Raw genomic sequence first — 25,153 nt, 5'->3', positions numbered from 1 at the left:
ATGGCCTTTGACGGACCGCACCACGGGATGTCCCGGACTGGCAAACCCGCCGTTCCGCTGTAGCATGCAGAGGTTTCTGTGATCCAGACAACCAGGCTGCGCGTCACGACGCGCTGCGGCTTGTTCGACTTTCATCACACCCCCTGATTTCATGCCCGACGATCACGCCCTCGACACGTCCCCCACGCACCTCGGCCCACCAGCCGACCCTCCCACCCGTATCTCCCTGTGTTTCGAAGACTGGCTGACCGTGCTCAGCCTGGGGGTCCTGGCCTGCATCACGCTGGCCAACGTCATCGTGCGCTACCTGACAGCCGAATCCTTTGCCTGGACCGAGGAAATCTCCATCTTCCTTCTGGTAGTACTGACCATGAGCGCCGGGTCCTCGGCCTTCGTGCGCAGGCTGCACATCCGCATCGAGATGCTCGCCGACGGCGGCTCGGCCACCCGCCAGCGACGCTTCGCGTTGATATCGGACGGGGCCTGCCTGCTGTTCTTCATCGGCCTGACCGTTCTGCTGGGGCGCATGGCCCTGGACGAATACAACTGGGGGGACACTTCGCCCGCCATCGGGATCCCGACCTGGTGGTATTCCATGTGGCTGCCCGTTCTGTCGGCGGTCATCACCCTGCGGCTGGCCGGCATGCTGCAGCGCACCTGGGGGCAGCGGCCATGATCGCCACCCTGCTGTTCACGATCTTCGTTGTCCTGATGGTGGCGGGCGTGCCGGTGGGCGTCGCTCTGGGCGGCGCCGGCACGCTGGCCATCGCTCTGGCCAACCCCGACACACACTGGTTCGGGCTCATGGCCGTGTCCCAAAGCTTTTATGCCGGGCTCGCCAAATATCCGTTGCTCGCCATCCCCATGTTCGTGCTGGTGGGATCGATCTTCGACCGGTCGGGCGTGGCCGCCAAGCTGGTGCGCCTGGCCCAGTCCATCACGGGCAATGGCCCGGGAATGCTGGCGGTGGTGGCCATCAGCGTGGCCATGTTCCTGGGCGGAATCTCGGGGTCCGGTCCCGCCTGCGCGGCGGCGGTGGGCGCCATCATGATCGGCGCCATGAACCGCGCCGGTTATCCGCGCGCGTACTCCGCCAGTGTGGTGGCGGCGGGCGCCGCCACCGATATCCTGATCCCGCCGTCCATCGCCATGATCGTGTATTCGATCCTGGTGCCGGAGGCGTCCGTCCCTGCGCTGTTCGCCGCCGGGATGCTGCCGGGCATCCTGGCCGGTATCGGCCTGATCATTCCGGCAGTCTGGCTGGCCAGGCGGCACAACATGGGCGCCCAGGCCCGCAAGGAACCGCGCCCACCGTTCTGGCGCAGCTTGTTCGAGGCCATCCCGGGGCTGGCGGCGCCTGTCATCATCCTGGGCGGCATGCGCATGGGCTATTTCACGCCCACGGAAGCCGCCGTAGTGGCCGTGTTCTATGGCCTGTTCATCGGCATGTTCGTCCACCGCACCATGCGCTGGCGCGACCTGTTCCCGATCTTCCGCGAGGCGGGCGAGCTGTCGGCCGTCATCATGCTGATCGTGACGCTGGCGGGCATCTTCGCCTGGTCGCTGTCCACGCTGTCCATCATCGACCCGATCACCAACGCCATCGTGCATTCCGGGCTGGGGGAATACGGTGTCCTGACGCTGCTCATCCTGCTGCTGATCGTGGCGGGCATGTTTCTGGACGGCATTTCGATCTTCCTGATCTTCGTGCCGCTGATCCAGCCGGTGGCTCAGGCCTTTCACTGGGACTTGGTGTGGTTGGGCGTGGTGCTGACCCTGATGGTCGCGGTGGGCCAGTTCACGCCGCCGGTGGCCGTGAACCTGATGGTGTCCAGCAAGATCGCCCGGATCCCCATAGAAAGCACGGTGCCCTGGGTGCTGTGGCTGGTGGCCGGGATGATGAGTACGCTGGTGCTGGTGGTGATCTTCCCGCAGATCGCGCTTTGGCTGCCACATTATCTGGGATACTGAATTTTCACAGAGGAGACTGACTCATGCGTTTCACACGATTCATCGGCGCCGCCGCGCTGGCCTTCACGGCCCTGGCAGCCGCCCTGCCGGCTCAGGCCGCCAACTACAAGTCCGAATACAAACTGTCCATCGTGGTCGGCACCAATTTCCCCTGGGGGCAGGGGGCGGTGATCTGGTCCGATCTGGTGCGCGAACGCACCAACGGGCGCATCAACATCAAGGTCTACCCGGGCACTTCCCTGGTGCAGGGCGACCAGACCCGCGAATTCACCGCCATCCGTCAGGGCGTAATCGACATGGCGGTCGGGTCGACCATCAACTGGTCCCCGCAGGTCAAGGAACTGAATCTGTTCTCGCTGCCATTCCTGATGCCCGACTACCCGGCCATCGACGCGCTGACCCACGGCAAGGTCGGCGAGCAGTTGTTCGGCATCCTGTCGAAGAAAGGCGTGGTGCCGCTGGCCTGGGGCGAAAATGGCTACCGGCAGCTGAGCAATTCGGTGCGCGAGGTGAAGGCCCCGGAAGACATCAAAGGCATGAAGCTGCGCGTGGTCGGCTCGCCGCTGTACATCGACACGTTCACAGCCCTGGGCGCCAACCCAACGCAAATGAGCTGGGCGGATGCGCAGCCCGCGCTGGCCAGCGGCGCGGTGGATGGCCAGGAAAATCCACTGTCCATCTATGCCGGCGCGAAGCTCTACGACGTGGGGCAGAAATATCTCAGCCTGTGGAACTACGTGGCTGATCCGCTGATTTTCGTGGTCAACAAGGACGTCTGGAGTTCCTGGTCGCCGGATGACCAGAAGATCGTGCGCGAAGCGGCCATCGAAGCCGGCCGGCGCGAGATCGTGATCGCTCGCAAAGGCGTGACCAACACCGACAATTCGCTGCTGAAGGAAATCGAAGGCCACGGGGTGACGGTGACCGTGTTGTCGCCCGAGCAGATCCAGTCCTTCGCCAAGGTGACGCAGCCGGTGTTCGACAAATGGGCCAAGCAGATCGGGCCGGATCTGGTGAAGCAGGCGCAGGCGGATATCGCGAAGCGGTAAGGCGTATCATGGCCGGCTGACAGCACACCCGCCTCTCGCCGCCCATGGAAATCACCTTCGATATCGCCACGCTGCTGTTCTTCGTCGCCATGCTGGCGGGTACCATCGACGCCATCGCGGGCGGTGGCGGTCTGATCACCATCCCCGCGCTGCTGGCCGTCGGCCTGCCGCCGGGGGTGGCGATCGCCACCAACAAGATCGGCGGCATCGCCGGGTCCACGGCCGCGACCCTGCATTTTCTGCGCATGCGCCAGATCGACCTGAAGCGCAGCCGCTGGATGATGCTGGGGGCTTTCCTGGGATCCCTGGTGGGCGGGATTGCACTGACCCGCATCGACAGCGGCATCCTGAAGCAGATCATTCCGTTCCTGCTGATCGGATTTGCCCTGTATTTCCTGTTGTCGCCCCGGGTCGGAGCGCAGGATCGCACCCAGCGCATCACCCAGGCGGTCTACGCTGCCAGCCTGGCGCCGATGATCGGCTTCTACGATGGCTTCTTCGGCCCCGGCACCGGGACGTTCCTGGCGATTTCGCTCGTGACGCTGCTGGGCATGAATCTGGTCAAGGCGACAGCGCATGCCAAACTGCTGAACCTGTGCAGCAACCTGGCATCGGTCATTTTCTTCGCCCTGAACGGCAACATCTTGTGGGCCTTCGGTCTGCCGATGCTCGCCGGCCAATGGGTGGGCGGCACGATCGGCGCCCGGCTGGTCGTGACGCGCGGCCATCAGCTGATCCGCATCCTGATGGTGACGATGGCCGTCATCGTGTCGGTGAAGATGCTGCTGGATCGATAGGCCGGCCCGCCGCATGGCATCTTCGGCCAGACCGTCCTATCATGAACTCCTGGCAGTTTCCTTCCCGAGGTGATCCCCATGTCCCAGACTCCAAACGCCACCGTATCCGGCACCTTTCTGATCGGCGGCGACATCCCCGTGCACCGCCTGGGTTTCGGCGCCATGCGCATCACAGGGCCTGGCATCTGGGGGGCGCCGTCAGACCCGGACGCCGCCCGTGCGACACTGAAAAAATTGCCGGATCTGGGGGTCAATTTCATCGATACGGCCGACAGTTACGGGCCGTTTGTCAGCGAAGACCTGATCCGCGAGGTGCTGCACCCCTACAACGGCCTGCTGATCGCCACCAAGGGCGGGCTGTTGCGACATGGCCCGGACAAATGGGTGCCGCTGGGCGACCCGGACTATCTGCGCCAATGCGTGCTGATGAGCCTTCGCCGGCTGGGCGTCGAGCGCATCGATCTGTGGCAATTGCACCGCATCGACCCCGACGTGCCGCGCACCGCGCAGTTCGAAGTCATCGCCGCGATGCGCAAGGAAGGCCTGATCCGCCACGTGGGTCTGAGCGAGGTCCATCCCGAAGACATCGAAGAGGCCCAGGCGTATTTTCCGGTGGCCACGGTCCAGAACCAGTACAACCTGGGCGACCGCAAGAGCGAAGCCGTGCTGGATTACTGTACGCGGCACGGCATCGGTTTCATTCCGTGGTATCCGCTGAACGCGGGGCGCCTGGCCGGCCCGGGATCCGAACTGGACGCTGTTGCCAAGCGCCATGGGGTGACGGCCAGCGCCATCGCGCTGGCCTGGCTGTTGAAACGATCACCGGTGATGCTGCCGATTCCGGGCACGTGCAGCCCCGAGCATCTGGCGCAGAACGTGGCTGCCGCCGGGGTCGAACTGGGCGATACGGAATTCGAGACGCTGGGAAGACTGGCGGTTTAAACGGCCTCGCGCAGGCATTGCACGTCCAGGGTGACGTCCCCGCGCTCGCAGGACACCCAGGCGCTGCGGTCCGTGATGTTCACGCTCAGGCTCATGCCGCGTGCAGCCAACGCCGCCAGTGCCTTCGTCGCATCCGCATCCAGGGCGTAAACCTGCAGATTGCCCGCCCGGGCGACCTTGTCGCGCACACCCGCCCACCAGACGTCCACTCCCCGGCCATAGGCCAGGACGATGACCTGTTCCGCCCTGCCGCAGGCCTTCAGCAACCGGCGATCGTCGGGCAGGCCGATTTCGACCCACTGCCGCACGGCGCCGGTCAGGTCCAGGTTCCACAGGTCGGGTTCGTCCGTATCGCTGAGGCCGCGCGTGAACACCAGCCGTTCGTCGGCATCCACCCACAGCGCGTAGGCCAGCAACCGCACCATCAATCGTTCGTCGGTCTCGGACGGATGCCGCGCCACGGTGACGGCATGGCTGCCATAGTAGCCACGATCATTGTCGGCAACGTGCAGTTCGGCTTTGTAGATGGTGGCGCGCAGGGCCATGTTATTTGAATGCCGTCTCGATGAAGCTGCGCAGTTTACGCGAATGCAGCCGTTCGCTGGGCATTTCACGCAGACGTTCCAGTGCGCGGATGCCGATGTGCAGGTGCTGGTTGACCTGGGTGCGGTAGAAGGCGCTGGCCATGCCGGGCAGTTTCAATTCGCCATGCAGGGGCTTGTCGGACACGCACAGCAGCGTGCCGTACGGCACGCGGAAGCGGAACCCATTGGCCGCGATCGTGGCCGATTCCATGTCCAGGGCGATGGCGCGCGACTGCGACAGGCGCTGCACCGGTTCCTGCTGGTCGCGAAGCTCCCAGTTGCGGTTGTCGATGGTGGCGACCGTCCCGGTGCGCATGATCTTTTTCAGTTCCCAACCCGACAGGCCCGCGACCTCGGCCACGGCGTCTTCCAGCGCGACCTGGACCTCGGCCAGCGGCGGCACCGGCACCCACAGGGGCAGATCGTCGTCCAGGACATGATCCTGACGCACGTAGCCGTGCGCCAGCACGTAGTCGCCCAGGCGCTGCGTGGTGCGCAGGCCGGCGCAATGGCCCAGCATCAGCCAGGCCGAGGGCCGCAGCACGGCGACGTGGTCAGTGATCGTCTTCGCGTTGGAAGGCCCCACCCCGATGTTGATCAGCGTGATGCCGGCATGGCCCTCGCGCTTGAGGTGGTAGGTCGGCATCTGGGGGTTGAAGGCCAGCGGCGGCGCGGGCTGCGCGGCGGTATCCTGCGTCACGATGTGGTTGCCCGGCTCGACCAGCGCGGTATAGCCGCCCGTGCCGGCGGCCAGCGTGGCGCGAGCCCACTTCACGAACTCGTCCACATAGAACTGATAGTTCGTGAACAGCACGAAATCCTGGAAATGCGCCGGCGACGTCCCGGTGTAGTGCCGCAGGCGCTGCAACGAATAATCGATCCGCGGGCCGCTGAAGGGCGCCAACGGCCGCGGCTGGTTGGCGCGGCCGCGCCAGGTGCCGTTGACGATGGCATCGTCGGTCACCGCCAGATCGGGCACGTCGAAGTGATCCCGCAGAGTGTGGCCGGGGACTTCGGAATATTCTCCCTGGGCGTATTCGCCCTCCGGAAACGCGAAATGCAGGGGAATCGGCAAGTCCGATTCGCCGATCTCCACGGGCACATGATGGTTGCGCAGCAGCAACCGCACCTGCTCGCGCAGATAGTCGTGAAACAGCGCGGGACGTGTGACCGTCGTCAAGTAAGTGCCGGGCTCGACCAGGTGCCCATACGACAGGCGGCTGTCGACGTCCGGATAGGTATTGATGCGGATGCGGATGGCCGGATAGCAGGCGCGTACCCGCTGGCCGACTTCCAGGGTACCGGCGCCGTATTCCCGGAAGGCGTCGCGGATGAAGGCCGTGTTGCGCTGATACAGGTGGATCAGCTGATCCACCGCGGCTTCGGCATCGTCGTAGCTGGCGAACGGGACCAGCGGCGGCAACCGGGTCGGGCGGGTGGTATCCATGAATTTGTCCATGCACCTGATTATGGCAGGTCTCCATGACAAGAGGGAGTGCCAGCCCCGCAATACCCAGGAAGCCTAAGGGCGCCCCTGTGCGGGCCGCCACCGGCCTACGGATGCGCGGCCGTCCGCGCGCGCCGATGGACTTCCCGTCCCGCCGCGTACGTGGCGGCGATGGCCCGATCGTCGCCCAGCATCGCCAGGGCGAACAGCAGCTCCTCCAGCGATTCGGCATAGGCGCTGCGCCGCGCCAGCAGCGGTGTGGCCTTGGGGTCCAGCACGATGAAGTCGGCCTCGGCGCCGGCTTCCAGGGTGCCGATCCGGCCCGTGAGCCCCAGGTGCTTGGCCGCGCCCTGGGTGGCCTGCCAGAACATGCGCCGCGCGGTCAGGTGGTGGCCCGACAGGCGGGCAATCTTGTGCGCCTCGTTCATGGTCTGCAGCATGGAAAAAGACGAGCCCCCACCCACGTCGGTCGCCAGGGTGACGGGCGTGCCGAAGTTGCGGGCCGTGGCGTGATCGAACAGGCCACTGCCCAGGAACTGGTTCGAGGTCGGGCAATGGGCCGCGACCGCGCCTGAATCCCGCAGGCGCCGCCAGTCATCGTCGTCCAGCCAGACACAGTGGCCGTACACCGCGCGTGGGCGCAGCAGCCCATACCGGTCGTAGATGTCCAGGTAGCTGCGGTAGCCGGGAAACAGATCCATCACCCACTTCACTTCATCCCGATTTTCCGCCACATGCGACTGGATGAAAACGTCCGGATAGCGCTGCGCCAGTTCGCTGCAACGGCCCAGCTGTTCGGGCGTGGACGTGGGAGCGAAGCGCGGGGTCAACGCGTACATCTGGCGGCCCGTGCCATGCCAGCGGCGCAGCAGGTCTTCGCTGTCGCGCGCGCCGGATTCCGCCGTGTCGCGCAGGTATTCCGGGCAGTTGCGATCCATCATGACCTTGCCGGCCACCATGCGCAGGTTGCGGGCGTGGCTCTCCGCAAAGAACGCCTGGGCCGAACCCGGATGCACGGTGCAATACACCAGTGCGGTGGTGGTGCCGCATCGCAGCAGTTCATCCAGGAAGAACTTGGCGACGTCCTGCGCGTATTCCGGGTTCTCGAAGCGCCGCTCGGTGGGGAAAGTATAGGTTTCCAGCCAGGGGAGCAGGCCCGGCGCGGGCGACGCGATCATGTCGGTCTGCGGATAATGAATATGCGTGTCGATGAAACCCGGCGTGATCAGGTGATTGCGCCAGTCGTGGACCGACGTACCGGGGGGCAGATCACCGATCAGGCGATCGTGCTCGCCGCACTGCTCGATGACCCCATCGCGCACCACCAGCAGGCCGTCACGGATCCACTCGCAGGCCTCGTCCTCGGCTTTGGGCGTATCCCGGAAATACAGCAGCTGAGCACGATAGGCCTGGATGTCACCCGCCCCTGTGGAACGGGTGGCACCCGGATCGGCGTTTTGATTCACAGTCATCAGTCTCTCCTCGCTGGCCCCGATCGGGGCTTCGTATGATATTTCAGATGGCACCGCCCCGGTGCCGGCACAGGACCATCCAGTCCCCCGGAAAAGGGGACGTTCAACAATCGTCAAAATCAGGATTGCGCGGCTTCCAGATGCGCGGCTGGCGCGGCCACCATCGCGCCTTCCGAACGCAGCCGCAACAGCTGCGCCGCCACCGCCACCGCGATCACGGCGGGCTGCTTGCCCGCGATGCCGGGTTCCCCGATCGGACACCGGATGCGCGCATAGCGTTCCGGCGCGATGCCCTTGGCCGCGAAGCGCTGCCGGAATTTCTGCCACTTGGTGCGCGAACCGATCAGACCGAAATAGGCAACGTCATCGCGCTTCATCAGCTGTTCGCACAAACGCTGGTCCAGGGCGTGGTCATGCGTCATGATCAGATAGCAGCTGCCGGGCGGCGCCTCGTCGATCACGGCCTCGGGCGTATCGGTCGCCTCGAGGGTGACATTGGGGGCGACCTGCCCGGGAAACAGATCCTCGCGCGCATCCACCCAGGTCACCCGGCACGGCAGCGTCCCCAGGATGGCCACCAGCGCCTGGCCGACGTGACCGGCGCCGAACACGACGACGTTCATCGCGTCCGGGCACAGGGGCTCGGTCAGCACCGGGCAACCCCGGGGGTCGGCCGGATCCAGCAGGCGGCTGGCCTGAAACCGGTTGGCCGGATGCGAGGCCGCCGAAGGATCCCGCAGGCGCACCCAGGGCGCGATTCCCGGGCCGCCGATGCCGACTTCCCGCTCGAAGGACTCCTGACGCCGCAGCCGGTCGTACGCCTGCCGCAACCAGACCCCGTCCGATTCACGCAAGCGCTCGAACAGCAGGGTCACCAGACCGCCGCAGCACTGCCCCAGGGACGCCGCCAGCGGCATGTCATGCACCCAGCGGTCGGGCCCAGCCCCATCCCGCAGGTGGTCGCGTGCCAGCCGCTCGGCCTGCCATTCCAGTTGACCTCCGCCGATGGTCAGCCATTGTCCGGCGGCCGACACCAGCATTTTGGCGCCGGCCTCTCTGGGGGCCGACCCGCGCACGGACGCGACGCTGATCAGCACCACCGGCTGCTGGCGATCCAGGCACCAGAGCGCCTGATCGATCCATGCCGTCATATCGGGCCTCTCTAGCGTCCGCCAGGCTGCCGCGACCCCTTGGCCGCACAGCGTTGCCGCAGGCCCTCGGCGGCCTTCAGGATCGCCTCGGGCGTGGCCGGCGCGCACAGGTCCGGAGACTCGTGCCCGTCGCCCAGCGAAGCGACGGCATCCGTGATGGCATTGAAGACGCTGATGCCATGCAGCAACGGCGGCTCGCCCACGGCCTTGGAGCGATGCACGGTGTCCTTCGGATTGGCGGCCTTGAACAGGCGCACGCGAAAGTCGCGCGGGCAATCGCTGATGGCCGGAATCTTGTAGGTGGACGGCGCATGCGTCATCAGGCGCCCGTCCTCGCGCCACCACAGCTCTTCGCTGGTCAGCCAGCCCGTACCCTGGATGTAGCCGCCTTCGATCTGTCCCAGATCGATGGCCGGATTGATGGAGGCACCCACATCATGCAGGATGTCGGCGCGCAGCAGCTTCCATTCGCCCGTCAGCGTATCGACCACGACTTCCGACACCGCCGCGCCGTACGCAAAGTAGTAGAAGGGGCTGCCATGCATGGTGGCCTTGTCCCAGGTGATGCCGGGCGTGCAGTAGTAGCCGTCGGACCACAGTTGGACGCGGTCCCAGTAGGCCTCGTCGGCCAGCTGGGCAAAAGGCACGGTCTGCCCGTTCACGCTGACCTGGCGCCAGGCGAAGACGACGTCTTCCGGCTTGCCGCCGTAGTGGCGGGCGGCGAAATCGGCCAGACGCGTGCGCAGCCGCAGCGCGGCATCCTCGGCGGCCTTGCCGTTCAGGTCAGTCCCCGTGGACGCCGCGGTCGCCGAGGTGTTCGCGACCTTGCTGGTATCGGTCGCCGTCACGCGCACGCAATCCAGATCCAGGCCCAGGGTGTTGGCAACGATCTGCGCCACCTTCGTGTTCAGACCCTGGCCCATTTCCGTGCCGCCATGATTCACCAGCACCGAGCCGTCCCGGTAGATGTGCACCAGTGCGCCGGCCTGATTGAAGGCCGGAACATTGAAGGAAATGCCGAATTTCACCGGCGTGATCGCCAGGCCCTTCTTCAGGATCGGGCTGCCGGCATTGAAGGCGCGCACCGCCTCGCGGCGGGCCCGGTAGCCGGAACTGTCGACCAGTTCGCCCACCAGGGGTTCGATCAGGTTGCCTTCGACCTTCTGACCGTAGGGGGTCACATTGCGCGTGTCGATGCCGTAGAAATTGGCCTGCCGCACGTCCAGCGCGTCCTTGCCCAGCTGCCGGGCGATGCGTTCGATCACTACCTCGGTGAGCAGCGCCCCCTGCGGGCCGCCGAAACCCCGGAAGGCCGTGTTGGACTGGGTGTGGGTCTTGCCGCACATGGCGTGCACATCGGCCGCCGGGATGTAATACGCGTTGTCGAAGTGGCACACGGCGCGGCTGGCCACAGCTTCCGACAGATCGGCGGAAAAGCCGGAATGCAGCGTCATGTCCAGGCGCATGCCCTGGATGCGCCCGGCGTCGTCGTAGCCGACTTCATATTCATAATGAAAGCCGTGGCGTTTGCCGGTGATCATCATGTCGTCGTCCCGGTCGGCCCGCAACTTCACTGGGCGGCCCAGCTTCCAGGCGCACACCGACGACAGGCAGGCAAAGAGCGCCGATTGCGATTCCTTGCCACCAAAGCCGCCACCCATGCGCCGGCAGTCCACCCGCACCTGATGCGCCTGCCAGCCCAGGGTGTGGGCCACGATGCTTTGCATTTCCGTGGGATGCTGGGTGGAACAATGCACCACCATGCCGGATTTTTCCTGCGGGACCGCGTACGAGATCTGGCCTTCCAGGTAGAACTGTTCCTGGCCGCCGCAGGAAAACGTGCCGTGCAGCCGGTGCGCGGAGGCATCCAGCGCCGCCCGCACGTCGCCCTGAACCAGACGCATGTCGGGCAGGGTGCGCGAATCGGCGGCCTTGGCCTGCTGCGGCGTCAGCAGATGCGGCAGATCCTGGTAGTCGATGCGCCCCAGGCGCGCCGCATGGCGGGCCGCATCCACGGAACGAGCCACCACGACGAACATCGGCTGGCCCACGTATTGCACCAGGCCGTCGGCCAGCAGCGGATCATCATGCAGGACGGGACCGCAGTTGTTTTCCCCCGGAATGTCCTGGGCCGTGAAGACAGCCACCACGCCGGGCGCGGCCCGCACGGCATCCAGGTCCATCCCCAGCACCCGCGCATGGGCCTTGGACGACAGGCCCAGCGCGGCATAGACCGTGCCACGCAGCTCCGGGATGTCGTCGGTGTAGACGGCCTCGCCGCTGACGTGCAGCACGGCCGATTCGTGCGGGCTGGATGCACCCGCCGACGGTTCGCCCGCCACGGGGCGAGGAATGCTGTCATTGCTGACGGCCAGCCGATCCAGCTCGGGCGGAAGATTGACGCGCATGTTCATGGTGGGCTCCTCAGGCAAGTTCGGCCAGATTGGCCACATTCACCTGATGCGTCGCCAAAGGCGCCCCAGGGGAGGTTTCCAGATAAAAGCGATAGAGCAGATTGCGCGCGGCCAGCCGCCGGTATTCGCTGCTGGCGCGCATGTCGGTCAGCGGCTTGAAGTCCTGGCCGACGGCGTCCATGGCCGCCCGCGCGTGGGCTTCGTCCCAGGGTTGTCCCTGCAGCGCGGATTCGGCTGCCCAGGCCCGCGCCGGCGTGGCGGCCACACCGCCAAAACCGGTGCGGATGTCCCGCACGACGCCGGACGCATCCAGCGTCACCGCAAACGCGGCACACACCGCCGAGATGTCCTGGTCGAAACGCTTGGACACTTTGTAAGCGCGGAACTGGCGCCCCGGGACCAGCACGGGCACCCGCAGGCCCTGCACGAACTCGCCGGCTTCGGCGGCGTTTTTCTGGTAGCCCAGATAGAAGTCCTCCAGCGGCATTTCACGCACGCGGTCGCCGCGCCGCAGCACAATGCGCGCGCCCAGCGCAATCAGGGCCGGCATGGAATCACCGATCGGTGAGCCATTGGCGACATTGCCCCCCAGCGTACCGGCGTTGCGGATCGGATACGAGGCGAAGCGCTGGCGCAGCTCGGCCAGTTCAGGGACATGACGGATCAGGGCGTCGAACGCATCGTTGAGCAGCGCGCCGGCGCCGATGACCAGGTCGTCGCCGTCCTGGCGGATGTCGCGCAGTTCCCGGACCTGACCGATGTAGATCAGGTGCGGCAGATCACGGTATTGCTTGGTCACCCACAGGCCGACGTCGGTGCTGCCGGCCAGGATGCGGGCGTCCGGGTAATCCAGCCGCAGCCGCGCCAGCTGGGCCAGCGTGCGCGGCGCGTGGAAGGTGTGCCCGTCGTGCGTATACGAGAAGACATCGTCGCGCCGCAGCGACGCCAGGACATGGGCCAGCGCGTCCCGATCGAACTCGACCGCCGGGTACTGGTACATCTCAGCGGCGGCGCGCACGATGGGCTGATAGCCCGTGCAACGGCACAGGTTGCCCGACAACGCATCGTCGATCTGCGTGCGGGTGGGCGCCGGATCCTGTGGCCCATGGGCCAGATACATGCCCCACAGCGACATGACGAAGCCCGGCGTGCAGAAGCCGCATTGCGAGCCGTGGCAATCCACCATGGCCTGCTGCACCGGGTGCAGGGCGCCATCGGGCTGGCGCAGGTCTTCCACCGTATACAGCGCCTTGCCGTCGAGGGTGGGCAGAAACTGGATGCACGCATTGACCGCGCGCATCGCTACACCGCCGTGCCCGTCGGGCTCGGCCACCATGACGGTACAGGCGCCGCAGTCGCCTTCGGCGCAGCCTTCCTTGGTGCCCATGCAGCCCAGGTCCTCGCGCAGGTATTGCAGGACCGTGCGGGTGGTGGGCTGATCCGTGACCTCGTGGACCTGGCCACGATACTGAAAGCGAATGGCGGTTGTCTCCATCGTGATACCTTTTCTAATGATGCCGGGTGTTTCGATCCAAGATAGCATCAAGCCGCAAGCCAGAGCATTCACGTTTCATGATGGCGATTATCAGGGCGGGTGATTCCGCCGCAGTGACCCCCGGTGGCTGTGCGACGTCCCCGGCCATCCGCGCGGCGATCGCGCACAGGTCCGTAGACGCGGACGCCAAGGCCGGGAATAATGGCCCGCATGCACAAACCCCGCGAATCCATGGATACCCATCTGCTGCGCACCCTGCAGATCCTGCTGATCGAACAAAGCGTCTCGCGCGCCGCGATCAAGCTGGGGCTGTCGCAGCCCGCCATCAGCAATTCGCTGCGACGACTGCGCGACATCACCGGCGACCCGATCCTGGTGCGCAGCAAGACCGGCATGGTCGCGACCGAACGCGGCCTGGAACTGCTGGCCTATGCGAATTCGGCGCTGGCGGCGATCGATCGCATCACGCAGCCGCCGGGGGCCTTCGACCCAGCCCAGTCGACGCGGGAATTTCACCTGGGCGCGCCCGACTACCTGGATGCGATGTTCCTGCCGAACATCGCCGAAATCCTGCGCCGAGAAGCGCCCCAGGCCAAATTCATCGTACACCCGATCAACTCGGATTACGACTATGCCGGCGGCCTGGAGGACGGGGGTCTGGATGTGGTCATCGGCAACTGGCTGGAACCCCCCCCACAGATGCACATGGCCCGGCTCTTCGACGACGAAGTCGTCTGTATGGTGGGCAGCCAGAATCCGGTCTCGAACCGAGAACTCAGCCTGAAGCACTACCTGGAATTGCCGCATCTGGCGCCGTTTCCCTATGTGTCCGAACGCCAGAGCTTCATCGACGGCTATCTGGCCGCGCAGGGCCTGCGGCGCAACATCCAGATGACGATCCCCTATTTCGGGCAGGTGGCCGGCATGCTGCTGCGCACCGACCTGATCTTCACCACCGGACGGCAGTTCGCGCAGCATTACGCCCGCTATCTGCCCATCACCATCCTGCCGTCGCCCTTCGCCTTCCCGCCCATGCGTTTCTACCTGCTGTGGCACCGCCGCTGCCATGGCGCGCCGGAAGTCACCTGGCTGCGGCACTGCATCACGCGGGTCGCGGCGATGCTGCAGGCCAGCCAGCGGAACATCAGCGCCGATTGATAATCGTCATCATGACGGACCGCTCACAGCGGAAATCCTTGTCCCTAGAATGAATCGGCCCGGCCACTGTTTCGATCGGGCGCCACCATAAGACACCGGCCCACGAGCCGGCAAATTTTTCAGGAGACAAGGCTCATGAGCGAGCAGGAACAGGCTTTGCCCGCAGGATTCCAAACCGCGGCAACCGCAGCAGCCACCCACACCGGACCTCATCTCACCCCCGCAGCCTCCAGCTGGCTGGAGCGACGCTTTCAGCTCGGCGCGCGCGGCACCAGCGTGCGCCAGGAAACGCTGGCCGGACTGACAACCTTTCTGGCGATGGTCTATTCGGTCTTCGTCGTGCCGGGCATGCTGGGCAAGGCGGGTTTCGACACTTCATCGGTGTTCATCGCCGTCTGCCTGACCAGCGCCTTCGGCTCGCTGCTGATGGGCCTGTGGGCCAACCTGCCCATCGCCGTGGGTTGCGCCATCTCGCTGACGGCCTTCACCGCCTTCGACCTGGTGCTGGGCCAGGGCCTGTCGCCCGCCGTCGCCCTGGGCGCCATCTTCCTGATGGGAGTGATCTTCACCGCCATTTCCGTCACCGGCGTGCGGACCTGGATCCTGCGCAACCTGCCCGCCGGCATCGCGCACGGCACGGGCATCGGGATCGGCCTGTTCCTGCTGCTGATCGCGGCCAACGAAGTGGGCCTGGTCGTGAAAAATCCCGGCCCTGGCCTGCCGGTCTCGCTGGGGGCAATCAAGGCCTTGCCGGCGCTGCTGTCGATCCTGGGGCTGGCCGCCATTTTCGGCCTGGAGCGCCGCCGGGTGCCGGGCGGCATCCTGCTCGTGATCCTGGCGCTGTCGGCCGTCGGGCTGATCTGGGACCCCACCGTCACCTACAAGGGGCTGCTCGCCCTGCCCTCGTTGGGCGGCAGCCACTCGCTGATCGGCGCCATGGACGTCGGCGGCGCGCTGAGCGCCGTGGTCATCCCCAGCGTGCTCGCCCTGGTCATGACGGCGGTGTTCGATGCCACCGGCACGATCCGCGCCGTGGCGGGCCAGGCCGGCCAGCTGGATGAAAGCGGCCAGATCATCAACGGCGGCCGCGCCCTGACGGCGGACTCGGTGAGCTCCATCGTCTCGGCCGGTCTGGGCGGGGCACCGGCGGCGGCTTACATCGAATCGGCGGCGGGCACCGCGGCGGGCGGCAAGACGGGGCTGACCGCCACCATCGTCGGCCTGGGTTTTCTGGCGCTGATCTTCCTATCGCCTCTGGCGTCCCTGGTGCCGGCCTATGCCACCGCGCCCGCCCTGATGTACGTGGGCCTGCTGATGCTGGGCGGCGTGCGCAAACTGCACCTGGACGACACGGTGGACACCATGGCCGGCATGGTCTGCGCCGTCTTCATCGTGCTGACCTGCAACATCGTCACGGGCATCATGCTGGGCTTCTGCACGCTGGTGATCGGCCGCGTGTTCGCCGGCGAATGGCGCAAGCTGAACGCGGGCACGGTCTCCATCGCCACAGCCCTGGCGGTGTTCTACCTGGGCGGCTGGGCGATCTGACGCACGGCCCCGTCCGGATGCACCGGCGCGGCGCCGCCTGAAACGACGCCGCAGCTCTCAGGGCCGCGCGAGCAGGGCCCGGCCACAGTCCCCCAGCAGGTGTCTCAACCACTGATGAGAGGATGCATGATGATTGCGCGCATGCCACAGCTGATAAAAGCGCATCGGCGGGAAGTCGATGGGCGACTCGACGATGGCCAGCGGCAACAGGCCCGCGTAATAACGGGCGAAATGCCGGGTCGTGGTGAAGGCCAGGTCGGTGCCTGGCAGCAGATAGGGCGCCAGCATGAACGACTGCACCTCGACGCACTCCTCGCGCTGGATCCTCAGGGACGTCAGCATCGTGTCGATCATGCCGCGCTGGGTCATGGAATACGGGGTCGGCACCACGTGCTGGATGCGGCGAAAGTCGTCGATCGACAGCTGGCGGTTGGCCAGCGGGTGATCAGCGGCCATCAGGCAGACGATCGGGTCTTCCAGCAGCACCGACAGGTGCATGCGGTCGGGCGGCTCCGGCCAGTTGCCGATCACGACATCCAGATTCCCCTCGGCCAGGGATTGCTCGAAATCGAAGTCCGGCCCCAGGGAATGCAGCACCAGCCGCGCGTGGGGCGCCTCACGCCGGAAGCGCGCCACGACCGACGCCGCAAACGCCGGCGCCAGATAGTCCGGCGAACCGATCCGAAACGTCTGACGACTGCTGGCCGGCTCGAAGGCTTCGCCCGTTTCCAGCATGGTGTCGATCGAATTCAGTGCCGACCGGGCGTGTTCCAGGATGGTCAGCGCCCGGTCGGTCGGCACCATGCCGCCCTTCTCGCGCACCAGCAGCGGATCCTGGAAGATCAGTCGCAGGTTCTTCAGCGCCACGCTGATGGCGGGCTGGGACTGGTTCAGTTTCAGGGCGGTGCGCGACACACTGCGCTCGGTCATGAGCATGCAGAACACTTTCAGCAGATAGGTATCCAGCGTTGCGCTGCTGCGTCGTATGGGCATCGTGACGGGTTCCTGTGGTGTGAATGCGGTTCAGCTTATACCACTTATACGTTGTCACACCCTTCTTTTGACCCCCGATACCCCGTAGACTTTTCATCATGATGCACTCAACGACCCTCACCATGACCCTCCCCGAACTGTCCGCTCTGTCACAGGCCGATTTTTCCCAGGAACTTGGGGCCATTTTCGAACATTCCCCCTGGATCCCGGAACGCGCCTGGACGGCCCGGCCCTTCGCCGACGTCGACGCCTTGCATCACGCCATGGTGCGTGTCGTGCAGCAGGCCGACCCCGCCGAACAGCTGGCCCTGATCGCAGCCCACCCGGAACTCGCCGGCAAGGAAGCCGCCGCCGGCACCCTGACCGATGCGTCCACCGGAGAGCAGCGCGGGGCCGGCCTGGACCAGTGCAGCGCCGACGAACTGCGGCGGCTACGCAGCCTGAACGCCAGCTATCGCGAGCGCTTCGGCTTTCCGTTCGTGATCGCGGTCAAGGGTCGCAACCGCTACCAGATCATGGACGCCATCGAGGAACGGCTGCACAATGACCAGGCCACCGAGTTCGCCACCTGCCTGGATCAGATCAGCCAGATCGCCCGCTTCCGGCTCGACGCCCAATTCGCAGCCTGATATCCATACCGCCGACCCGCGCACCGGCCCGGTGCGCGGCACCAGGCACCGACGGAACCAGTCCATGAACACCACCACCCCCACCCGCCTGACCATCGAACCCCTGACCCGCAACGCCTTCGCGCGCTTCGGCGACGTGATCCAGGTGGACGATTCGGTGCGCCATTTCACCATCAACGAGGGCAACACCGAACGCTATCACGACCTGGCGAACCTCGATCCGGGGGCGGATGGCCGGGCAATCGTGTCGATCTTTCGCGGGCTGCCGCGCACCCTGCCTTTCACAGTCACGATGATGGAACGCCACCCCAAGGCCAGCCAAGCCTTCATCCCGCTGTCCGGGCGCCCCTACCTGGTGGTGGTGGCCGCACCCGAATCGACGCCGACCGTCGACGACCTGCGCGTGTTCCTGTGCCAGGGACATCAGGGCGTGAACTACGCGCGCGGGGTCTGGCACCACCCCCTGCTGGGCCTGGATGCGGTGTCCGATTTCCTGATCATCGACCGCGCCGGCCCGGGAGACAACTGCGACATCGTGCAAATGGAAGCCCCCAGCGTGATCCCGGAACCCCTATGATCGCTTACCCATCGATCTCAGGCTGATCACCACCAGCGCGACGGCGATCAGCACCATCCCGGCCAGTTCCATCCCGCCCGGCTGCTCGCCCAGCTGCAGCCAGCCCGCCAGCACGCCGACCACTGGCACACCCAACGCCGACATCCCGGCCACGCCCGCCGACAGGTGCTGCAACGCGAACAGCCATAAGTACCAGGCCAGGGCCGTGGCGATCACGGCGTTATAGAACAGGGCACCGTAGAAATACGGCGCCGGATCGATCGGCCGTTCGGGCACGAACCAGGCCACCAGACACAAGGCCAGGGCGCCGAACAGCATCTGCCAGGCCGTCAGGGGCAGTGCGTCCATCGGATGATCGCGCTTGATCCATTTGGCGACGATCGTGGCCAGCGCCCAGCACAGACCGGCGATGACCGCCAGCAGTTCGCTGAGAAAATCCGCATGCAGGGTCCACGGTTCCAGGATCAGCACCAGGCCGGCGGCCGCCAGCGCCAGCGCCAGCCACTGCAGCCCGCGGATCCGTTCACCAAATGCCACCCAGGCCATGGGAATGACCCAGAACGGCATCGTATACACCAGGATCGAGGTCTTGCCGGCACCACCGTGCAGCAGGGCGACCTGGATCAGGGCCGAGAACGCCCCGGTCTGCAGCACCCCCAGCAGCGCGACGCGCGGCCAGGCGCGGATGCGCATCGGCTTGCGCAGCACCGCCAGCACCGCCAGCAGCAGCACCGCCCCAAAGAGCGTGCGCAACGCCGAAAAATCGAAGGGCCCGACATAGGACAGCACGGATTTCATGATGACCCAGTTGTATCCCCAGCCCAGCGCCATGCCGGCCAGGGCGATCAGGGCCAGGCGTTCGTTGCGGCGCGCGGCGGCGCCCTGTCGGGCGGCATCGGCCAGGTTCTGTGCCGGTATTCCCGCGCGCGCGCCCGCATCCTGTTTCGATGCCGCAGAGATATGTTCTTCAGCCTTCAAGATTTTCTCGGTCCTTCCCAATAGCCCGGCTCATGATAATGGTTTCTCAGCTCGTCGATGAAATAGCGGATCTTCGCCGGCAGGTAGCGCTGCTGCGGATAGACCGCCTGGATGTCGTACGCTGGCAGCGCGAATTCTTCCAGCACGGTGACCAGTTCGCCGCGCTTCAGTTCGCGCTGGATCTCCCAGGTGGAACGCCAGCCGATGCCCAGCCCCTGACGCACCCACTGGTACAGCAGTTCGCCATCGTTGCAGGCCAGATCCCCGCGCACGCGCACCGCGAACGGCTTGCCGTCGCGCACGAAGGTCCAGCCCCGGTGCTGTCCGCCCTGCAGGTTGAAGGCCAGGCAGTTGTGCCGCACCAGGTCTTCCGGCACGCGCGGCAAGCCGTGCGATTCGAAATACGCGGGCGTGCCGCACACCACGCGCCGGTTGGGGAACAGGCGCACCGCCACGTAATTGGGATCCGTGACCTCGCCGATGCGGATGGCCATGTCGTAGCCCTCGCGCACCAGATCCACCACGCTGTCGGTGAAATTGAAGGATAGCGCCAGATCCGGATAGCGGGCCCGAAACGCCAGGGCGTGCGGCGCCACGTGCAGGCGCCCGAACGACGCCGGTGCCGACACGACCAGATGACCGGCCAGGGAACGGCGCCGGGACATGATGCCGGCCTCGGCGGCGTCGAAGTCCTGAACCAGCTGCTGGCACTGTTCCAGATAGCGCTCGCCCAGTTCGGTGAGCACCAGGCCGCGCGTCGAACGGTGCATCAGCTGCACCCCCAGACGCTTTTCCAGCGCCGTCAGACGCCGCCCCATCACCACCGGGGTCACCCCTTCGACCAGAGCAGCCGAAGCGAAGCTGCCCTTTTCGGCAATCAATACAAAACTGCTAATGTCGGTATAGCGGCCCACAGGAAGTCTCCTGCAACAACGTGCGGAAATTCTACCCTACTGATCCACGACTACATACTTATAGTATCGGCAGAAACGAGAACCGCTGGGATTCCAGACCCGAAGGCCTTTCTTTATTCTGATCCCAGACCCATCGGATCAGATCAAGGAGCAACCATGGCTCGGATGAGAGCAGTAGACGCCGCTGCGGCGGTCCTGCAAAAGGAAGGCATCACCACCCTGTTCGGCGTGCCCGGCGCCGCCATCAACCCGTTGTACTCGGCCCTGCGCAAGAACGGCGGCTTCAAGCATGTGCTGGCCCGCCACGTCGAGGGCGCCTCGCACATGGCCGAAGGCTACACCCGCGCCCATCCGGGCAACATCGGCGTGTGCCTGGGGACATCCGGCCCGGCCGGCACCGACATGATCACCGGCCTGTATTCGGCCTTGGGCGACTCCATCCCCATCCTGTGCATTACCGGCCAGGCGCCGCGCGCGCAGTTGCACAAGGAAAGCTTCCAGGCGGTGGACATCGAGACCATCGCCAAGCCTGTGACCAAATGGGCCGTGATGGCGCGCGAACCGGAACTGGTGCCGCGCATCCTGCAACAAGCCTTCCACGTCATGCGATCGGGGCGCCCCGGCCCGGTGCTGGTAGACCTGCCTTTCGACGTGCAGATGGCGGAAATCGAGTTCGATATCGAGACCTACGAACCGCTGCCGGTCTACAAACCAGCCGCCACGCCCGCCCAGGCCGCCCGCGCCGTCGCCATGCTCAACGCCGCCGAGCGGCCTCTGCTGGTGGCCGGCGGCGGGATCTTCAGCGCCGACGCCGCCGATCTGCTGCGGGAATTCGCCGAACTGACCGGCGTACCGGTGGTTCCGACGCTGATGGGCTGGGGCGTGATCCCCGACGATCATCCGCTGATGGCTGGCATGGTGGGCCTGCAGACCGCGCATCGCTACGCCAATGCCAGCCTGCTGGCCGCGGATTTCGTGATGGGCATCGGCAACCGCTGGGCCAACCGCCACATGGGTTCGACCCTCGTCTACACCGAAGGCCGCACCTTCGTGCACATCGACGTGGACCCCACGCAGATCGGCAAGGTCTTCGGCCCGGATTACGGCATCGCGTCCGACGCAGGCGCCGCCCTGCGTCTGATGATCGAGGAAGCCAGGCGCCTGCAGGCTGCCGGCCAATTACGCGACCGCGGCGCCTGGGCCCTGGCATGCCGCGCGCGCAAGGGCGAAAAATCCATGCAGCGCAAGACGCACTTCGACCAATCGCCGCTGAAACCGCAACGCGTCTACGAGGAAATGAACAAGGCCTTCGGCCGCGACACGCGCTACGTCACCACCATCGGTCTGTCGCAGATTGCCGCCGCGCAACTGCTGCACGTCTACGGCCCGCGCCACTGGATCAATGCCGGGCAGGCAGGCCCACTGGGATGGACCGTGCCCGCCACCCTGGGCGTGGTCGCCGCCAATACTGGCGACGAGGTCGTGGCCCTGTCCGGCGACTACGATTTCCAGTTCATGATCGAGGAACTGGCCGTCGGCGCGCAATTCAACCTGCCTTACATCCACATTGTGGTCAATAATGCGTATCTGGGGTTGATCCGCCAGTCGCAGCGCGGCTTCGACATGGACTACTGCGTGCAGCTGGCCTTCGACAACATCAACTCGCCGGAAACCGACGGCTACGGCGTGGACCACGTCAAGGTCGCCGAGGGCCTGGGCTGCAAGGCGATCCGCGTGAAGAAGGTCGAGGACATCCAGCCGGCCATCGCGCAGGCCCGCGCCTGGATCCAGGAATTCAAGGTGCCGGTCGTGATCGAATTCATCCTGGAACGCGTCACCAATATCTCCATGGGCAACGACATCAACGCGATCAACGAGTTCGAGGAACTGGCCGAGCACGGCGGCGACGCACCCACCGCCATCACCTTGCTGGACTGAAGCAGAACATTGCGGCCCTTCCCTGCGGAAGGGCTGTCTGGAAGCATTTCAAGGAATCACACATGCCAAAATTCGCCGCCAACCTCTCGATGCTATTCACCGAAGTCGACTTTCCGGACCGCTTCGAAGCGGCTGCCAAGGCCGGCTTCAAAGGCGTCGAATATCTGTTCCCGTACGCCTACGCCAAGGAAGACCTGGCCCAGCGCCTGAAGGACAACGGGCTGGTCCAGGTGCTGCACAATCTGCCGGCCGGCAACTGGGACGCGGGCGAGCGTGGCATCGCCTGCCACCCGGACCGCGTCGGTGAATTCAAGCAGGGCGTGGCCACGGCCATCGAATATGCCCAGGCCCTGAACTGTCCGCAGGTGAACTGCCTGGCGGGGAAAGTCCCGGCCGGCGTCGATCATGCGACCGCGCACCGGACCTTCGTCGAGAACCTGCGCTACGCCGCCGCCGAACTGAAGAAAGCCGGCATCCGTCTGGTGATGGAGCCCATCAATACTTTCGACATCCCGGGTTTCTTCCTGAGCCGCACCGACCAGGCGCTGGCCATCATCGAAGAAGTCGGTTCGGACAATCTCCGCATCCAGTACGACATCTATCACATGCAGCGCATGGAAGGCGAACTCGCCAACACCATCCGCACGCATCTGAAGTCGATCGGGCATATCCAGCTGGCCGACAACCCGGGGCGCAACGAGCCGGGCACCGGCGAAATCAACTACCCATGGCTGCTTCGCCACATCGACAAGGTGGGCTATACCGGCTGGATCGGTTGCGAATACAAGCCGGCCGCCCGTACCGAGGACGGTCTGGGCTGGATCCAGGCGCTGGCCTGATCGGCACTGGTACCCACCCGCTTTGCAGGCGGCTGCGCAGTCGCGGGCCGCCCGAACCATCACACTAGATCAAGGAGCATTCACATGGCTAACATCGGTTTCATCGGTCTGGGCATCATGGGCACCCCCATGGCCGCCAACCTGATCCAGGGCGGCCACGCGCTCGCCACATTCACCCACGGCAAGACCCCGCAAAGCCTGCTGGACGCCGGCGCCAAGGCGCTCGGCAGCGCCACCGAGGTCGCCAAAGCGTCCGACATCATCATCGTCATGGTGCCCGACACCCCCGACGTCGAAGCCGTGCTGTTCGGCGAGAACGGCGTGGCGGCCGGCCTGTCCAAGGGCAAGACTGTGATCGACATGAGCTCGATCTCGCCCGTGGCGACCAAGGAATTCGCCAGCAAGATCAATGCCCTGGGCTGCGAATACCTGGACGCGCCAGTGTCCGGCGGCGAAGTCGGCGCCAAGGCCGCCAGTCTGACCATCATGATCGGCGGCAGCGAAGCGGCCTTCGCTCAATGCAAGCCGATCTTCGAACTGATGGGCAAGAACATCACGCTGGTGGGCGGAAACGGCGACGGCCAGACCACCAAGGTGGCCAACCAGATCATTGTGGCGCTGACCATTGAAGCCGTGGGCGAAGCCCTGGTGCTGGCCTCGAAGGCCGGCGCCGACCCGGCCAAGGTGCGCCAGGCGCTGATGGGCGGCTTTGCCAGCTCGCGCATCCTGGAAGTGCATGGCGAGCGCATGGTCAAGCGCACCTTCGACCCGGGCTTCCGCATCAATCTGCACCAGAAGGACCTGAACCTGGCCCTGACCACCGCCCGCCAGCTGGGGCTGTCCCTGCCCAGCACGGCCGTCGCCCAGGAACTGTTCAACAGCTGTGTCGCCCACGGCGGCGCGAGCTGGGACCATTCGGGCATGGTCCGCGCCCTGGAAATCATGGCCAACCACGAAATCGGCCAGTAAACTGGCCATCGAGAGACCCCCCATGACCGAGCCCCGCGAGCTTCTGACCCGCATGTTCCAGGCCGCGGTGCGTGCGGCCCAGCCGGAACATTGCATCCCCGCCTTCCTGCCCGCGCGCCCCAAGGGCCGCACGATTGTCATCGGCGCAGGCAAGGCCTCGGCCGCCATGGCTCAGGCCTTCGAGAAACACTGGCCCGGCCCCATCGAGGGCGTGGTGGTCACCCGCTACGGCTATGCCGTACCCTGCGAGCGGCTCCAGATCCTGGAAGCTGCCCACCCCGTCCCCGACGAGGCGGGCGAAGCCGCGGCGCAACGTCTATTCGAGCAAGTCCGGGGCCTGAGCGCCGACGATCTGGTGATCTGCCTGATCTCGGGTGGCGGCTCATCGCTGCTGCCCATGCCGGGCGCCGGTGTCACCCTGGCCGACAAGCAGGCCATCAACCGCGCCCTGCTGAAATCCGGCGCCACCATTGCCGAAATGAACTGCGTGCGCCGGCACCTGTCGGGCATCAAGGGCGGACGCCTGGCCGCCGCCTGCTCCCCGGCCCGCGTGGTGAACCTGCTGATCTCCGACGTCCCGGGCGATCAACCCTGCGACATTGCCTCGGGCCCGACCGTGGCCGACCCGACCACCTGCGCCGACGCGCTGGATATCGTGCGCCGCTATGCCATCGATCTGCCCGCCGAAGCCAGGCGGCTGCTGGAATCCGGCGAAGGCGAAACCCTGAAACCCGGCGACGCCCGGCTGACACGGGTTGAGACCCATCTGATCGCCACCCCGCAGATGGCCCTGGAGGCCGCCGCCTCGGTGGCGCGCGACGCGGGCGTCACGCCGGTGCTGCTGGGCGACCGCATCGAAGGCGAAGCCCGCGACGTGGGCAAGGTGCTGGGCGGCATCGCCCTGCAGGTGCGCGCACACGGCCAGCCGTCGCCCACACCCTGCGTGCTGCTGTCGGGCGGCGAAGCCACCGTCACCGTGCGCGGCCACGGACGCGGCGGCCGCAACGTGGAATACCTGCTGTCGACCGCCATCACGCTCGACGGCGCGCCGGGCATCTACGGTCTGGCGGGCGACACCGACGGCGTGGACGGCCAGGAGGAAATCGCCGGCGCCCTGATCACCCCGGACACCCTGGCTCGCGCCTGGGCGGCCGGCATGCCGCCGCGCGCCCATCTGGACGACAATGATGGTCATGGCTTTTTCGAGCGGCTGGGCGATTCCCTGATCACCGGCCCGACACTGACCAACGTCAACGACTTTCGCGCCATCCTGGTCCTGTGAACGGAT

22 protein-coding genes are annotated in these 25,153 nt (G+C 65.9%); 13 read left to right on the top strand and 9 right to left on the bottom strand.

The annotated features are described in order from the left end of the window. Nucleotides 1–151: 151 nt before the first annotated feature. The 5 genes from ABCV34_RS12230 (at nucleotide 152) to ABCV34_RS12210 (ending at nucleotide 4,759) form a co-directional block, all read left to right on the top strand. Entirely contained in the window at nucleotides 152–676 is a 525-nt protein-coding gene (locus tag ABCV34_RS12230) for a TRAP transporter small permease (RefSeq protein WP_345796483.1), read from the top strand. Further along, entirely contained in the window at nucleotides 673–1,971 is a 1,299-nt protein-coding gene (locus tag ABCV34_RS12225) for a TRAP transporter large permease (protein ID WP_345796482.1), read from the top strand. The genes ABCV34_RS12230 and ABCV34_RS12225 overlap by 4 nt, the downstream gene beginning before the upstream one ends. A 23-nt stretch (nucleotides 1,972–1,994) precedes the next feature. Next, the gene (locus ABCV34_RS12220) at nucleotides 1,995–3,020 is read left to right on the top strand and encodes a DctP family TRAP transporter solute-binding subunit (protein WP_345796481.1); all 1,026 of its coding nucleotides are present in this window, start codon (nucleotides 1,995–1,997) and stop codon (nucleotides 3,018–3,020) included. 44 nt (nucleotides 3,021–3,064) lie between these two features. Continuing rightward, nucleotides 3,065–3,817, top strand: coding sequence for a TSUP family transporter (locus tag ABCV34_RS12215; protein WP_345796480.1), 753 nt, complete (start codon nucleotides 3,065–3,067; stop codon nucleotides 3,815–3,817). 78 nt (nucleotides 3,818–3,895) lie between these two features. Continuing rightward, on the top strand, nucleotides 3,896–4,759 hold the full coding sequence (locus tag ABCV34_RS12210; RefSeq protein ID WP_345796479.1) for an aldo/keto reductase: 864 nt from the start codon (nucleotides 3,896–3,898) through the stop codon (nucleotides 4,757–4,759). Here the strand turns inward: ABCV34_RS12210 and ABCV34_RS12205 are convergent. The 6 genes from ABCV34_RS12205 to xdhA form a co-directional block, all read right to left on the bottom strand. Then, nucleotides 4,756–5,304: a YaeQ family protein gene (locus ABCV34_RS12205; protein ID WP_345796478.1), complete on the bottom strand. Its 549-nt coding sequence runs from the start codon at nucleotides 5,302–5,304 to the stop codon at nucleotides 4,756–4,758. The two genes, ABCV34_RS12210 and ABCV34_RS12205, sit on opposite strands and share 4 nt — an antisense overlap. Nucleotide 5,305: 1 nt before the next feature. Beyond that, a complete protein-coding gene (locus tag ABCV34_RS12200; RefSeq protein ID WP_345796477.1) occupies nucleotides 5,306–6,790 on the bottom strand; it encodes an AMP nucleosidase in 1,485 nt (494 codons plus the stop codon). 107 nt (nucleotides 6,791–6,897) lie between these two features. Next, nucleotides 6,898–8,262: a guanine deaminase gene (gene guaD, locus ABCV34_RS12195; protein WP_345796476.1), complete on the bottom strand. Its 1,365-nt coding sequence runs from the start codon at nucleotides 8,260–8,262 to the stop codon at nucleotides 6,898–6,900. A gap of 119 nt (nucleotides 8,263–8,381) precedes the next feature. Beyond that, the gene (xdhC, locus tag ABCV34_RS12190) at nucleotides 8,382–9,413 is read right to left on the bottom strand and encodes a xanthine dehydrogenase accessory protein XdhC (RefSeq protein ID WP_345796475.1); all 1,032 of its coding nucleotides are present in this window, start codon (nucleotides 9,411–9,413) and stop codon (nucleotides 8,382–8,384) included. A gap of 11 nt (nucleotides 9,414–9,424) precedes the next feature. Then, nucleotides 9,425–11,827, bottom strand: a complete 2,403-nt coding sequence (xdhB, locus tag ABCV34_RS12185) for a xanthine dehydrogenase molybdopterin binding subunit (RefSeq protein WP_345796474.1) — start codon at nucleotides 11,825–11,827, stop codon at nucleotides 9,425–9,427. A 10-nt stretch (nucleotides 11,828–11,837) separates the two neighbouring features. Further along, nucleotides 11,838–13,322, bottom strand: coding sequence for a xanthine dehydrogenase small subunit (xdhA, locus tag ABCV34_RS12180; protein ID WP_345796473.1), 1,485 nt, complete (start codon nucleotides 13,320–13,322; stop codon nucleotides 11,838–11,840). Between the two features lie 210 nt (nucleotides 13,323–13,532). On the opposite strand from xdhA, the gene ABCV34_RS12175 reads away from it, so the two are divergent. Both ABCV34_RS12175 and ABCV34_RS12170 read left to right on the top strand, forming a co-directional pair. Continuing rightward, a complete protein-coding gene (locus ABCV34_RS12175) occupies nucleotides 13,533–14,480 on the top strand; it encodes a LysR family transcriptional regulator (RefSeq protein WP_345796472.1) in 948 nt (315 codons plus the stop codon). Nucleotides 14,481–14,615: 135 nt separating this feature from the next. Then, entirely contained in the window at nucleotides 14,616–16,028 is a 1,413-nt protein-coding gene (locus tag ABCV34_RS12170; protein WP_345796471.1) for an NCS2 family permease, read from the top strand. Between the two features lie 57 nt (nucleotides 16,029–16,085). Here the strand turns inward: ABCV34_RS12170 and ABCV34_RS12165 are convergent, their stop codons facing one another. After that, complete coding sequence (locus tag ABCV34_RS12165; protein ID WP_345796470.1) at nucleotides 16,086–17,021, bottom strand: LysR family transcriptional regulator; 936 nt, start codon at nucleotides 17,019–17,021, stop codon at nucleotides 16,086–16,088. Nucleotides 17,022–17,143: 122 nt separating this feature from the next. On the opposite strand from ABCV34_RS12165, the gene uraD reads away from it, so the two are divergent. Together uraD and ABCV34_RS12155 are read left to right on the top strand one after the other, a co-directional pair. Continuing rightward, complete coding sequence (uraD, locus tag ABCV34_RS12160; RefSeq protein ID WP_345796469.1) at nucleotides 17,144–17,650, top strand: 2-oxo-4-hydroxy-4-carboxy-5-ureidoimidazoline decarboxylase; 507 nt, start codon at nucleotides 17,144–17,146, stop codon at nucleotides 17,648–17,650. Nucleotides 17,651–17,714: 64 nt separating this feature from the next. Continuing rightward, nucleotides 17,715–18,227 carry an ureidoglycolate lyase gene (locus ABCV34_RS12155; protein ID WP_345796468.1) on the top strand — a complete coding sequence of 171 codons (513 nt, stop codon included), beginning with the start codon at nucleotides 17,715–17,717 and terminating at the stop codon, nucleotides 18,225–18,227. Here ABCV34_RS12155 and ABCV34_RS12150 read toward each other — a convergent pair. Beyond that, on the bottom strand, nucleotides 18,222–19,205 hold the full coding sequence (locus ABCV34_RS12150; protein ID WP_345796467.1) for an EamA family transporter: 984 nt from the start codon (nucleotides 19,203–19,205) through the stop codon (nucleotides 18,222–18,224). The two genes, ABCV34_RS12155 and ABCV34_RS12150, sit on opposite strands and share 6 nt — an antisense overlap. Then, nucleotides 19,202–20,119 (bottom strand): LysR family transcriptional regulator, encoded by a 918-nt coding sequence (locus ABCV34_RS12145; protein ID WP_345796466.1) that lies wholly within the window; start codon nucleotides 20,117–20,119, stop codon nucleotides 19,202–19,204. Before ABCV34_RS12145 ends, ABCV34_RS12150 begins: the two co-directional genes overlap by 4 nt. Nucleotides 20,120–20,275: 156 nt before the next feature. Here ABCV34_RS12145 and gcl point away from each other — a divergent pair, with 156 nt between their 5' ends. The 4 genes from gcl (at nucleotide 20,276) to ABCV34_RS12125 (ending at nucleotide 25,147) form a co-directional block, all read left to right on the top strand. Then, the gene (gcl, locus tag ABCV34_RS12140) at nucleotides 20,276–22,057 is read left to right on the top strand and encodes a glyoxylate carboligase (RefSeq protein WP_345796465.1); all 1,782 of its coding nucleotides are present in this window, start codon (nucleotides 20,276–20,278) and stop codon (nucleotides 22,055–22,057) included. Between the two features lie 62 nt (nucleotides 22,058–22,119). Continuing rightward, a complete protein-coding gene (hyi, locus tag ABCV34_RS12135; RefSeq protein ID WP_345796464.1) occupies nucleotides 22,120–22,896 on the top strand; it encodes a hydroxypyruvate isomerase in 777 nt (258 codons plus the stop codon). A gap of 84 nt (nucleotides 22,897–22,980) precedes the next feature. Beyond that, on the top strand, nucleotides 22,981–23,865 hold the full coding sequence (gene glxR / locus ABCV34_RS12130; RefSeq protein WP_345796463.1) for a 2-hydroxy-3-oxopropionate reductase: 885 nt from the start codon (nucleotides 22,981–22,983) through the stop codon (nucleotides 23,863–23,865). A gap of 22 nt (nucleotides 23,866–23,887) precedes the next feature. Beyond that, nucleotides 23,888–25,147 (top strand): glycerate kinase, encoded by a 1,260-nt coding sequence (locus tag ABCV34_RS12125; protein ID WP_345796462.1) that lies wholly within the window; start codon nucleotides 23,888–23,890, stop codon nucleotides 25,145–25,147. Nucleotides 25,148–25,153: the final 6 nt, after the last annotated feature.

The sequence above is a fragment of the Castellaniella sp. MT123 genome, assembly GCF_039614765.1.
GTDB lineage: Bacteria > Pseudomonadota > Gammaproteobacteria > Burkholderiales > Burkholderiaceae_B > Castellaniella.
Note: the sequence above shows the minus strand (reverse complement) of the source record. Positions and strands in the feature narration are given on the sequence as shown.